The sequence below is a fragment of the Pseudomonas sp. S3_B11 genome, assembly GCF_054667715.1.
The window spans coordinates 2,278,863-2,292,106 of sequence record NZ_CP162749.1; the positions used below are offsets into that span (position 1 = coordinate 2,278,863).

Below are 13,244 nucleotides of genomic sequence, written 5' to 3' on the forward strand. Positions count from 1 at the left end.
ACAGAATTGTCAGGTTGCAGGGGTGAATAAAGTCCTGTGGGCGCGAGCTTGCTCGCGAAGGCATCAGCCCATTCGACACCCATGGAGGCTGACCCACCGCCATCGCGAGCAAGCTTTGCTCCCACAGGTCCTGCTCAAACAGGTCTGATGGGTGTACGACCGGGAGAGCCAGGCCGGCTGTCAGGCCGCCATCGCGAGCAAGCCCGCTCCCACAGGAGAATGGAGACGCCTCAGCGCACCTTGAACCGCCCCATGATCGCATTCACCCGCGTGTTGGCCTCCAGCAGTTGCCGGGTATTGGCCTCGCTGGCCAGGCCGCCTTCCACCAGTTCCTCCACCATGTGACGGATTTGCACCATGCTGCGATTGATCTCCTCGGTCACCGCGCTCTGTTGCTCGGCGGCGGTGGCGATCTGGGTGCTCAGGCTGTTGATCTGACTGACGGAGCCGGCCATTTCGTCCAGGCCCGAGTTGACTCGAGAGGTGGCATCGGCGGCTGACTGGCAACTGGCCTGGGTATTTTCCATGGCTGCGACCGACGAACTCACGCCTTGAGTCAGGCGGGCCAGCATTTCGTTGATTTCCGATGTGCTGGCCTGGGTGCGGGCAGCGAGGGCGCGTACTTCGTCGGCCACCACGGCAAAACCACGGCCTTGCTCACCGGCCCGGGCGGCTTCAATGGCCGCGTTGAGGGCCAGCAGATTGGTCTGCCCGGCGATGGCGCCGATGACGCCGAGGATCTCGGTGATGCGCTGGGCATCCTGTTGCATGCTTTCGACCTTGCGGGTGGCGCTGGCCACTTCATCGATCAGAGCCACCACACTGTTGGACGCCTCACCAACCACCACGCGGGAGCGATCGGCATGCTCATTGGCGCGTTGGGTGAACGCCGCGGTCTCGGCCGCGTTTTGCGCGACGCTTTCAGCCGTGGAGCTCATCTGGGTAATGGCAGTCACGGTCTGGTCGGTTTCCGAGGCGTGGCGCATCAGGATTTCGCTGGTGTGGGCCGAGGTCCGCTGCAGATCGCCCAGGCTCGACGCCATGGCGCCCGTAGCCTGGGTGACTTCGCCGATCATGCTTTGCAGGTAAGCGATGAAGCGGTTGACCGAGTGACCGATCGCTCCCAGCTCGTCCTCGGCCCGGATGGTGATGCGTCGGGTCAGGTCGGCATCGCCAGTGGACAAGGCGTCGATGTTGCCTTTGAGGACCTTCATGCGATTGGTCAACTGACGGATAGCGTAAAGCTGTATCAACACCAGCAGGATCACCATCGGGATCTGCAGCAGGCTCAGCGTGTTCAGTACATCGTCGCGCTGGGCGGTGATCAGGCGGGTTGGCAAGGCGGTCGCCAGGAACCACGGCGAACCTTCGATAGGGCGCATGAAGAACGTGCTGGCCTCGCCCTTGTTGTCGAACTCGACCCGTTGCAGAGGTTGGTCGCGCTTGGCCAGGCCCGCCTTGACCTGGGCGGCGAATGGCGAAGTGGCCGCCAGTTCGCTGATGTTCTTCAGTACGATCGGCCCGCTGATGCGCGAACTGTTGCTGATGATTTTGCCGTCGCCCTCGACGATCAGCATCTCGGCGCCCAGGTCGGCTTCCTTGCGCGCTACCAGGTCATTGAAGAAGCCCAGGGTCACGTCAATGGTGGAAACACCGTAAGGCACGCCGTTTTTCTGGATGGCCATGGCGCAGTTGGTGCGTGGTTCGGCGCTGGCGTCATCTTTATAGGCCGCGGCCCAGGCGCATTTGCCAGGAGGGGTGGCCATGCCGCCTTTGTGCCAGGGTTGTTCGTAATAGTTGGGCGCGGCGTCACTGTTCCAGAAGGTATTGACCGCCAGCTTGCCGGACGCGTCGCGGTGCCAGAACGTGCTGAATTTGTTGCGCCCCTCGGCCCGCTGGTTGGGCAACGGCCAGATCCCGCCGCCGAAGACTTTCAGCTCGCCATACTGATCCACCAGCCCCGGCAACACTTTGTCGATGGCATCGCTGTCGAGCAGCGGGATGGTCTGGGTGATGCTGCGTTGCTGGGCCTGGACTTTGTTCAGTTCGCCCTGGATCTGCTCGGCGACCTCGGCAATGCGGTTCAGCGCCACTTGCTCCTCGGTGTGACGCAATTTCGGTGCGACCAAGTAGCTGATGCCGACAACGGTCAGGATAGATAACACCAGGATGAACAGAACCAGGAACAGCGTGTAGCGGGCCTGAATGGTGCGCAGTGATGGCATGGTGGTGTGTTCCTTGCGCGAGGGCGACGTTCAGAAACAGTTGGGATGGGCGTACCAAGTTGTATCGGCGTCCATGCCGATAGCTTGAGCGAAGCGGGGGGACGTCGCGTCAGGCGGCCGAGCTGGCTTGCGTGTCTTTCGAGGCTTGGGCGTGGACCTGCCATTCATCGTGGAGACGTTGCATGAAGGCGGACTCCAGATTGAGCTTGCGCGGCTGTGACACACGGTGGAACAACGCCTGCCAACCTTGCGCAGTGTCGCAGGGCATTATTCCTGTGAAGAAGAAGCCAGCGGAGCGCAGCAGGTGGTAGTCAGTGCAAAAGTGCCGACCGAGTCCGAGTCGGATTGAAAGCGGCCAATGGGCTGGCAGCTGTCGCAGCTGCCCGACGAGGCCGACATCCATGCGTTCGGCAAAGATGTCGACTCGTCCGGGCAAATGATTTATCCGTAACGGTTGAATCCCCGGTGGCGTGTCGTCGTGGAGGGTCCCGAACTGCGAAGCCAGTGGAGTCATTAGCCATTGGCAGGGTGCGGGCCACTGGACAGGCGGCAGCGGTCGAAAGTCCCCACCGATGGCCTGACAGCCGATCACGATGGTTTCGGCCTGGTCCGTGGCGAACGGCGAGGGCACGAAGTCGGGCAGCAGGCCGACATCATGAAAACCAAGCCGTTGGGACAGTCGTTGGCTGTAGGGATGGCTCGTAACCTGTTTGATCGACAGCCTGGCAAGCCCGAGCGCCTGACAACGGTCCAGGAGTTGCTGTCCCAGCCGCGTGGCAATCTGTCCGCCCTGCGAGTCGGGATCCACCGCCACCAGCGCCAGCTCGGCATCTTGGGTCGCCAACTGTTGGCGGCACAGCGCAGCATGACCGACCACGCGGTCGTCGATCATGGCGACCAACGAGTGCCACCGCCCCTGCAGATTATGTTGGCAGATCATCTGCGGCATGTAGACGTCCGGCGAGACGTAGTGATCGCCATAGACTCGGCGGAACAGCTCGCAGGTGTCGGCACTGTCCGAGGGCCTGAACGGCCTGATGACCAAGTGGCTCATCCGATGCTCCTTGCTGGCAGCGCACCGTAGACCCGACGATCAATGATCGACAGATGCTTGCCGGAGCGGGGATGACGTTCCAGGTCCTGCGCAGCACAAGCCTGGACACTCAGGTCGAGTTTATCGATGCCTGGGTATTGCTCGATCAAGGCGTCCTTCAGCGCTCGCGAGTGTGTTTGGTCAGCGTCAGCCTGTGCATCGGGCAGCCACTTGAGTAGCAGGCGATCATTATCCTGGACGTGCTCGATAATCAGCTGCCATTGAAGATTGCCGCCCACGCGCCGGACGATGCCGCTGATTTCTTCGGGGAATAGCGATAACACGCCAACCCGTACTCGACGGCTTTGTGCGCTGCGCCCTTGGAGGGCGAACTTGCGCTGTGGCGTACCGACAGGTTCGCACCAACTGGCCCGGTCTCCCACCGGGTACCTGACGATGGGCATCAGGGTCCGGGTGAAATTGGTCACCACCAGGTTTCCGGTTTGACCGCAGGCATCGATGACCTCACCGCTCAGGTCGTCGATAATCTCCACCCGTGTCTGTTCGTCGAACACGCGATGCTCGCCCAAGTCGCAATCGGTTGTGCTGGCGCCAACCAGGCCGGCATCCACGCTGGCGTATCCGATCGACGCAAAGCGTGCCCGCGGAAATGCCCGCTTCAAGGTCGGCATCTGGCTTTCGAACAGGTTCTCGCCGCCGAACAGGACGGTGGTGATCTGTGGCAGCGTTCGCCCCTGTCCATTGACATGGCTGGCGAATGCCAACAAGTGGGCAGGCACGCCGACCAGCACATTGATGCGGTGGTCGGCGATGGCCTCGGCCAAGGGATCAAGTTTTACCGACCCGGTGAAGGGGAACTCGGTGATAGGTACATTCAAGCTGCAAAGGGCGCCGTGAATAAACAGGAAACTGGCGTACAGGTCGCCGGAAAAAAACAGATTGGCGATTCGATCCCCTGCAACCAGTTGGGCTGACAGGCCGCGACCGAAGCAGTCGAGCATCATCTGCCATTCAGCGTGGGTATACACCGACATTTTGCCTTGGCTGGTCGTGCCGCCGGTTTTGAAAACCAGCGCATCCCTGACTTTATCGGTCAGTACTCGCCAGGTATCCAGGTCATGGCTGCCTTTCCAGTATTCATTTACATCGACAATCGGCCATTGTCCGAAGTCGCATCCCTGGACGGGCAAGTGGCTTAGCTGAGTGTTATAGAACGCTGAGTGCGTGCGGATATGGTTGAACCATTGCTCATAGGCTAATGAAGCGCTCATCAGGATTTTCTCAAGGCTTGAAGGTTTGCTTATCGAAAATGGGCGAGATCAACTGGCCAGGATTCGACGGTCAATCACCAGCGGGACTTTGCCGCTGTGTTTATTACGTTCGAAGTGCTCCACCGGACAGCAATGGACTTCCAGGACCAGCAGCGTGGCATCGACGGATAGGCGCAGCGGTGCTAGCTCGAGCACTTGGCGTCGAACCGTTTCGGCGTCGCCATCGGTGCGAATCAGCAAGCGTTCACAGCCGCCACTCCCATGGTCGAGCACGATTTGAATGGCTGCTTGCGCCCGTTCGGCCAGTTCCTGGGTATTGATGAGCTCCGTGGCGATGCGTACCAGGCGACCGTGGCGCTCGCGTAACTCGAATCTCGGCGACTCCAGGCCACAAGCGCAGGGGCCGGGTAACCAGCGTCCCAGATCGCCGACTTCATATCGCAGGAGGGGGCGCGCCTGGCGTATGCGAGAGGTGAACAGCATGCGTCCGGTTTCCCCGGGAGCGACCGGCTTATCCTGTTCAAGATGGACGATTTCCAAGGACTGAATGCCGTCCATGAGGTGGAACGCGCCATTGTCGCTGGCGATGCAGGCATGACCGAGGGGGCCGGCGTCGACGGTGCCGTAGATGGCTGAGCAAATGCGTGCGACGCCACACTGCTGCAATAACCTGTGGCTGTCTTGCCCAAGGTGCTCGCCACCCAGCATGACTTTGCGGACGCCGCCGTACGCTTGCAGCACCGGCTGCTGGCTGGAGAACAGGCGATGCAAGGTACTCGGCATGCCGACCACCGTGTTGATTCGCTGATCGACAATCAGCTTTGCAATCTCGTCGAAGGTGTCATCCGATGGTGCGCTCATGGGGTAATGCACGACCTTCATCTGTTCCAGGATTTTCGTGAAACTGAGGAATCCGCCGTACAGGCTGCCGCCATAAAAAAGATTGATGACCCGATCCTGCGCAGGGTCCAGGCCCGCCGCGCGCAGTCCGTCGGCGGCGGCGCGCATGTGGTGTTCGAAATCCCGGTAACTGTAGGGGGACAGCACGGGGGCGCCGCTGCTGCCGCCGGAGCGGAAGAACAGTTGCGCTTGAGGGGCCGCAGGCAAGGCCATGAACGCGGTCTTGTCCAGGATCGGCGTCGAGGGGCAAAGCGATAACGCGCCAGGGGAAGCATCCAGCGTCACGCGGTGACTGGCAACTTCCGCTTCGAGGCCGACCGATACCCGGCGACTCAATCGTTGTAACGCATAGACGCCATCGTGGGGCTCACCGTCATAGCCCTGCTGGATCTGCGCGGTGGAGGTCACGCGAGTTACGCCGGCGGTTATCAGGCGGCGCGCCAGTGCGGGTACTCGTTCCGGTTCGCAGATGAGGGCACAGCTCTGCAGCACATTGCGCCATGGCAGTAAAGTTTCAGCGAGCATTCCTTCAGGCACTGGCCGTAGCAACAGCGTGCGAAACAGTGGTGAAGGTTGGAGTTCGCGGTGATGTTCCCAGAGGATGCGCCAGCCGTTACCTGCCCAGACCTGACCGGGTTGACCTGCGAAACTGTAATCCAGGCGGGCCAGTGCCGTTCGGGTGGTGATTTCACATGCTTCGGCCGCGGTGGTTTCCAGGGCGGGCCAGTGTCCGGCGCGCCGTTCGAAAGCGGCGGCCAGAGCGTCGCCCAATGCTTGTATCCGGGCAGGCTCGTCGTTGTCCACCAGCAGCCATTGCGGGCTGGAGCATGCCTGCTGATCGAGGCGGCAGATTTCGTCCACCAGGTTGTCCAGCGCCTGCGCGCTTGCCGCAAGAGGCGTGATATAGGCGAAGCTGATGCGATGTCCCCAATCAATCCAGCGACAGCCACTTGGAACCTGTTCGCGTAACGCTGTCAAGGCTGTTTCGCCGCCCCAGGCGCTGATGCCCTGTGCCAGAGCGAAAAGGCGACCGGTTTCGTGGGAGGGCACGGGCAATACAGCCAAGTAGTCGCGCAACCGGCCACTTGAGTCGCACCCCAGGAACGCAGCCAGCAGCCGCGCCGTGAGGTCGCCGTCACGAGTACTGGGGCGCAGCCAGTTCACGTTACCCGCCAACAGGCCTTCAAGCGCCGCGCAGAATCCCAACAAGGGTGAGTTGCCCGGCGTCACATGCACCACAAGCCCCAGGGGCTGCCAACTTTCGAACGGGCCATCGCCGTAATCGATCCGCCGCAACGAGCGTGGGGCCGAACCCAGTTCCCGCTCAAGCTTGAGGCCCAGGTGGGTGCGGCCACAGAAGGCAATCAGCGCCTGACGCTGTTCCTCGTCGAGCATTGGGTTTTGGTCGGACATCTGCAGCATTTGTACGAACGCGTCTGCGCAATCGAGCACCTCTTCGATGCGGGGCGGGCAGTCCAGGAGGGCGGGCAGTTGCGCCTGCAGGCGTTCAAGTGCTGCATCGAGCGTCAATTCGGCGCTCAGTTGACCGTTGATGAGATACATATCAGTTTTCCTTGATCAATTCGGCGGCGGCCATGGCGCAGCTTCGGCTGGCACTGGTGCCGGCGCGCCCGTGCAATTCGAACCACTCGGTTGGCAGGCCGCACTCGCAATCGGCCGGATGCAGCGTCGCCAGGTCGCTCATCACCACGGCGTGCGCCGGACTGGATGAGATGTAGGGCGAGACGAACGACAGCAACCCTGGCTCGCCCAGCGGCTGGACACTGAAGTCCTTGGGGTGGCGCACGAAGATTTTCGAGTAGACCGGTACGTGGAACCGATGCTGTTCACATTCGATGTAAGGCACCGCGTGCTCGACCGCGCCGTAGCCGTCGCGGCACCGATGGGCCTCGATGCCCAACTGCCGGGTGATGCGTGCGTAGACCTGATGGCGAGGGATTTCCTGGGCAGCCTGCTTCTTCCAACCGCCCCCCAGGAAGACGAGTGATCCTTGGGCAAGCTTCAGGTCCTGTACAGCGGTTTGCTGCATGCGTTCAAGTACGTGCCATAACAATGCCGGAAAACCGAAGATCCGCACCGGCAGGCCTTCTTCGGCGAAGGATTGCAGGGCGCTGATCACGCCGAACACATCGAATTCATGACCTTTTCCGGTGCGACGCAAGGCGTAGGCAACGCGATTGGCCGGCGCGAAGCGACACAGGAATTGATCGGTGTATGCCGTGCCGAGTTGGTTGGCCGCTTCGGGCTCGTGGCTGAAGAGAAGATAATTGCAGGGCGAATCAGGCGTGGACCAGCCGTAGTGTTCGAAGATTTTCGCCACCATGCCTTGGGCCGCCATCATGCTGCGCTCGTCATAGCGCATACGACTTTTCTGGCCGCTGGTGCCGGAGGAGGTGAGTTCGAGTGCGTTTTCAGCGGTAGGGCTGAGCAGCAATCTCTGCTTGAAATAGCTGGCGTAGATGGGCGGCAGTCGCGCCCAGTCAGTCAGATGCTCCAAGTCATTGACGCATAACCCGTTGGCGTTGAGCCAATGTTCATAACCGGGCGTGTGCTGACAATGAAACCGGCTGATTTCAGCCATGGCTTTATCGAACAGTCCCGGCGGCACCGAATCGTAGCCATAGGGCTGGGGCAATGCGCACAGCGCATCGGCATGGGGAAAGTGAGTCATCAGGTAGTCCTCAGGGCAGGCAAATTCAGACGTGAGCGGCGGGTTGTGCCGAAAACAGGCGCAATGCAATCAAGCAACCGAGGCCGGCGATGCCGACCATCAACGCGAAGGATTCCAGGCTCGCCCCGGCGCCCAGCAGCGCCAGCAGCGAGCTCGCCGCGCTCATCACCGCGATCGAAATCATTCCGACCATGGCCGAGACCAGCCCTTTACTGTCGTCGCTGGTGAACAGCGCCAGTCGGTAAAGCGCGGCGTTGCCCATGCCGAGCCCGATCGCGTACAGCGACAGGGCACTGACCAGTACGGCAAGCGATAGATCGAATTGACTGGCAACGACCAAAGCGATCAGGCCGGTACAGAAGGGCAGCAGGCTGTAGCCGACCACCCGACGCACGCCGACTCGCTCCACCAGGGCGTTGAGCAGCAGATTGCCGAGGATGACTGCCGAGAAAACCGGAATCTGCCAGATACCGTAGAGCAATGGAGAAAGGCCCTGGCCCTGGATCAACAGCAGCGGAGACAGGCCGATCCAGGCAATCAGCGGCAGGCTCATCAACCCTAGCGCGACGCTGGCCGACATGAACCCCACATGGCCCAGTAGCGCGCCGTATCGCCGGACCAGCGAACGCATGTCGAGTGGTTGGGTAGTCGGAGTGTTATCGGGGAGTCGAGCCGCGTCGCTATTTCTCGGCATGAACCACCACAAGGCTAGCCAGCTCAATATCCCGAGGCCGGTCAGCAACATGAACAGCTCACGCCAGGACAGCCATTGCAGCAGCATCCCCCCAGCCAACGGTCCCAAAAGGGGCGAGAGAAGGGCCAGGTTGCCCAACAACGCCATGACTTTCACCGCAGTAGACTCGCAAAAGACCTCTTGAATGGCCGGATAGCTGACCGCGATCACAAAACCCAACCCCATCCCCTGGATCAAGCGCAGCCCATTGAAACCTTGCATGCTGGTGACCTGGGTGATCGCCGCGCAAGCCAGCACGAATCCGGCGCACCCGACCAGCATGAATGGGCGCCGTCCATGGCGATCCGACAGCGGGCCGATCAGCCATGGCAACAGGATGCCGCCCAACAGGTACAAGTTGAATGCGTAGGGAATTTGATCGGCGGATGCATCCAGATCCCGGGTCACCATGAGCATGGCGGGCATGACCAGGTCGCTGGCCATATAGGTAAGGAGTTCAAAAACGGCGATTGCCAGGCAGAAGCCTGCCAGGCGAGTGGACGAAAAAATGATCGGCTGATTTTGCATGGGTTTCCAACGCTGGCTTTCGGAAAGAAGAAATCACTTCTTTTTCGAGATTACGTTGGTGACGTCCACGGTCGTAAGGCGACTTCCCCTGTATGAGCGAGGGAAAACGGAACTTTTTTTGTAGGATGAATCCTTCAGAAGGTATTTACGGCGGCTGCTTAATAATCCGGTGCCCGATGAAAGCAGGTCATCAATGCCTACGACTACAGTCGCGCGAAAATGCGCGAGGGCTGTACCATAGGGTCCTGCTTGCATCGCGCAACGAAAAAGGTGAAGCAGTGCCGAGATGCAAATGCGATGCAGAGGGGAATCACTTCAGGAAGCTGGCAAATGACTCATTCGCAACGTTTGAAATACTCGATTCTGATCGTCCTCGTCGTCCTGGCAATCATGCTTGGACTGTCGTGGATGCAGGGCAAGGGCATGATCAGCGAGCAGCTGTTTCAATACATCGCCATTGCCGTGGCGGTCATCGTGGTGGTGATCAACGGCATGATGCGGCGCAAGGTCAAGTCCTGAGCGACGGCTTCAATCCTCGGCCTGGAGCACGGCCATCGCACTGGGGTGCAGGCAGTAGCTTTTATCCGGATTGAGGGTGACGACGCCCTCGCTGCACAGGCGCTTCAACACCTCGCGCACGCTGAGAAAGGACAATGGAATGTCCAGCCCCAACAACTGGCTGTGCACCCCGCGCACGCCCAGGCTGCGGTTTTCGTGGGCGGCCTTGAGCAGCGCGTCGATGACTTTGAGACGAATCAGGCTGGTCCTGAGCCCGAAGCTCTTGAGCAAGCGCCTGATGTGGTCATTGCCGCCTCGTTCCGCCGGCCTGTCGAATACACGGTGGGGGGCGTTCAGCGAGACGCCGGTCGCCCTTGGCTTGCCCTCCATGGGCAGTTGCGCGTTACGCATGCAAAAACTCCTTACCAGCCTGATCAGAAAAGGTCACGGATACTCTCCTGTAATAGGACGAACGAGGACGCACAATCATGAGGGCCGTGATGTGAAAAAAATGCCCTTGCTGTGTCAAACCCTCGCTTTCAAAAGGCCGCCAGCCATTAATTTTTTTCATCCGGTTCGTTTTCAAGGTAGGCACATTCCGGTTCAGCACGCGGCATGTGATTTCCCAGGCGGGCCGAGTGTTTGTCTTCTGTCGCACCGGTAGCCGTCCTGGTTTCTGAAGTTTTCATCAGGAGTGAACGTGAGAATGTCCGGGCAGTTATCGAGGGTTGGCCTCGCAGGCGCTTTTCTGGGGATCGCCCTCGGGCTCAGCCCCGTGGTCAATGCGCAGGACGATGGGCAGCAGGCCAGTGCCGAGATCCGTCGCACCCGTTTTGGCGTACCGCATATCCGGGCGCAGGATGAACGTGGGCTGGGTTATGGCATCGGCTACGCCTACGCCCAGGACAACCTGTGCCTGCTGGCCAATGAGATCGTCACGGTCAACGCCCAGCGCTCGCGCTATTTCGGGCCGGAGCAGGTCACGCTCGAGCAGCGGGAGAACCGCGTCAGCGATCTGTTCTTCAGTTGGCTCAACACGCCACAAGCGGTTTCCGGTTTCTGGCAGGCCCAGACGCCCCAGGTGCAACAACTGGTCGAAGGCTACGTGGCGGGTTACAACCGTGCGCTGGTCGAACGCAAGGCCAAAGGCCTGCCCGAACAATGTACCAGCGAATGGGTACGGCCGATCACGGCGCTGGACCTGGTCAAGTTGACCCGCCGGCTGTTGGTGGAAGGGGGCGTCGGCCAGTTCGCCGAGGCCCTGGCCGGCGCGCAACCGCCCCAGGCGACCGCACTCGCGGGCACCCCGGTCACCGGTTTCGCGGCCGCCGCAACCCGGCAGCAGCGTTTTGCCCTGGAGCGCGGCAGCAATGCGTTGGCCATCGGCAGCGAGCGCTCGTTCAATGGTCGTGGGATGTTGCTGGCGAACCCGCATTTTCCGTGGGTAGGCGGCATGCGTTTCTACCAGATGCACCTGACCATTCCCGGCAAGCTGGACGTCATGGGCGCGGCGCTGCCAGGTCTGCCGATGATCAACATCGGTTTCAGCCAGCACCTGGCCTGGACCCACACCGTCGACAGCTCGAAACACTTCACCCTGTACCGCCTGCAACTCGATCCGAAGGACCCGACCCGCTATCTGCTCGACGGCAAGTCTGTGCCGATGAGCCAGCAAACGGTCGTGGTAGACGTCAAGCAACCTGACGGCCAGGTGCAGACGGTCTCCCGAGTGGTCTATGGCTCACAGTTCGGCCCGATCGTGCAATGGCCTGGCCGGCTGGACTGGGATAACCGGTTCGCCTACAGCCTGCGGGACGCGAACCTGGAAAACGATCGCGTGCTGGCCCAGTGGTACGCCATGAACAAGGCGGTCACGCTCAAGGATCTGCAGGACGCCGTCCATAAGATCCAGGGCATTCCCTGGGTCAATACCCTGGCGGTGGACGACCAGGGGCAAAGCCTTTACATGAACGTGTCGGTGGTGCCGAACGTCGACGCCGACAAACTGGCCCGGTGCAGCGATCCCCGGGCCGGGTTGCGACTGATCGTGCTGGATGGCTCTCGCAGCGAGTGTGCCTGGGGCATCGATTCCAAAGCGGTGCAAAAAGGCACCTATGCCGCCGACAGGCTTCCGCAGTTGCTGCGCCGTGATTATGTGCAGAACTCCAACGATTCGGCCTGGATGGTCAACCCTGCGCAGCCGCTGTCCGGTTACTCCCCGTTGATCAGCCAGCAAGGTCAGCCGCTGGGACTGCGGGCGCGTTTTGCGCTGGACCGGATGGGCCAGTTGGCCAAGGACGGGCCGGTGAAGGTGGAGGATTTGCAGCGCATGGTCATGGACGACCAGGTTTACCTGGCTGACCAGGTGATGCCGGACCTGCTCGGCGTGTGCGCCGGTGACCTGGGGGCCGATGCTTCGGCATTGGTCGAGGCTTGTGCCAGCCTCGAGGCCTGGGATCGCAAGGCCGGCCTGAATAGCGGCCTGGGGTTCGTGCATTTCCAGCACATCATGGACCGGTTGCAGGCGGTGCCTGATTCATGGCGCGTCGCCTTCGATCCCAGAGATCCGCAACACACCCCGCGTGGCCTGGCGGTCGAGCGGCCGGCAGTACTCAAGGCCGTGCGCGATGCCATGCTGGCTTCGGTGGAGGCGGTGAAGGCTGCCGGGTTGTCGAAGAACAGCCAATGGCAAGACGTCCAGGTGGCCAGCAGCGGCAGCCGCCAGACACCGATTCACGGCGGTCCCGGGGAGCTGGGCATCTACAACGCGATCCAGAGTGTGCCCGGGGCGAACGGCAAGCGGGAAGTGGTCAGCGGGACCAGCTATCTGCAAGTGGTGACGTTTGACGGCAAAGGTCCGCAGGCCCTGGGATTGTTGGCATTCTCCCTCTCCAGCGACCCGGCATCGCCGTATTCGACGGACCAGACCCAGGCCTTTTCGCAGAAGCAGTGGAGTGTGCTGCCATTCACTGAACAGCAGATCAAGGCCGATCCGCACTATCAGGCGCTGATTATCCGCGAGCGTGATGAGACGGGCAGGGTGGCGACGCAATAGCCGCTTGTGTGCGGTCACATTCAAACTGGATGTAGACTGATCCACCGCCTTCGCGAGCAAGCTTTGCTCCCACAGGGGATTTGTGTTGGCCGGGAAATCGCAGGCTGGCACCGATCAAAATTGTGGGAGCAAAGCTTGCTCCCACAGGGGATTTGCGTTGGCCGGGAAATCGCAGGCTGGCACCGATCCAAACTGTGGGAGCAAAGCTTGCTCGCGATGACGGCGGCAGATTCAACATCGAGGCAAGCTGTCCCTCTGCTATCGCGAGCAAGCTTTGCTCCCACAGGG

The 13,244-nt window shown here is 61.0% G+C and carries 9 protein-coding genes; 2 read left to right on the plus strand and 7 right to left on the minus strand.

The genetic code is table 11. The features are described 5' to 3' along the window. Positions 1-230: 230 nt before the first annotated feature. From AB4O22_RS10520 to AB4O22_RS10545, 6 genes are all read right to left on the minus strand, one after another. Entirely contained in the window at positions 231-2,225 is a 1,995-nt protein-coding gene (locus tag AB4O22_RS10520) for a methyl-accepting chemotaxis protein (RefSeq protein WP_460096271.1), read from the minus strand. A 109-nt stretch (positions 2,226-2,334) separates the two neighbouring features. Next, positions 2,335-3,279, minus strand: a complete 945-nt coding sequence (locus AB4O22_RS10525; RefSeq protein ID WP_460096272.1) for a GNAT family N-acetyltransferase — start codon at positions 3,277-3,279, stop codon at positions 2,335-2,337. Next, positions 3,276-4,550: a phenylacetate--CoA ligase family protein gene (locus AB4O22_RS10530; RefSeq protein WP_460096273.1), complete on the minus strand. Its 1,275-nt coding sequence runs from the start codon at positions 4,548-4,550 to the stop codon at positions 3,276-3,278. The genes AB4O22_RS10525 and AB4O22_RS10530 overlap by 4 nt, the downstream gene beginning before the upstream one ends. 48 nt (positions 4,551-4,598) lie before the next feature. Further along, the gene (locus tag AB4O22_RS10535; protein WP_460096274.1) at positions 4,599-7,013 is read right to left on the minus strand and encodes an acyl-CoA reductase; all 2,415 of its coding nucleotides are present in this window, start codon (positions 7,011-7,013) and stop codon (positions 4,599-4,601) included. A 1-nt stretch (position 7,014) separates the two neighbouring features. After that, the gene (locus AB4O22_RS10540; protein ID WP_043042917.1) at positions 7,015-8,142 is read right to left on the minus strand and encodes a LuxE/PaaK family acyltransferase; all 1,128 of its coding nucleotides are present in this window, start codon (positions 8,140-8,142) and stop codon (positions 7,015-7,017) included. A 25-nt stretch (positions 8,143-8,167) separates the two neighbouring features. Beyond that, a complete protein-coding gene (locus AB4O22_RS10545) occupies positions 8,168-9,403 on the minus strand; it encodes an MFS transporter (protein ID WP_013693429.1) in 1,236 nt (411 codons plus the stop codon). Positions 9,404-9,733: 330 nt separating this feature from the next. Here AB4O22_RS10545 and AB4O22_RS10550 point away from each other — a divergent pair, with 330 nt between their 5' ends. Continuing rightward, positions 9,734-9,922 carry a hypothetical protein gene (locus tag AB4O22_RS10550; RefSeq protein ID WP_223472223.1) on the plus strand — a complete coding sequence of 63 codons (189 nt, stop codon included), beginning with the start codon at positions 9,734-9,736 and terminating at the stop codon, positions 9,920-9,922. 9 nt (positions 9,923-9,931) lie between these two features. On the opposite strand, the gene AB4O22_RS10555 is transcribed toward AB4O22_RS10550, so the two are convergent. Beyond that, complete coding sequence (locus tag AB4O22_RS10555) at positions 9,932-10,312, minus strand: hypothetical protein (protein WP_003202132.1); 381 nt, start codon at positions 10,310-10,312, stop codon at positions 9,932-9,934. A gap of 295 nt (positions 10,313-10,607) precedes the next feature. On the opposite strand from AB4O22_RS10555, the gene pvdQ reads away from it, so the two are divergent. Next, positions 10,608-12,956, plus strand: coding sequence for a bifunctional acylase PvdQ (pvdQ, locus tag AB4O22_RS10560; protein WP_460096275.1), 2,349 nt, complete (start codon positions 10,608-10,610; stop codon positions 12,954-12,956). The last annotated feature ends 288 nt before the right edge of the window (positions 12,957-13,244 follow it).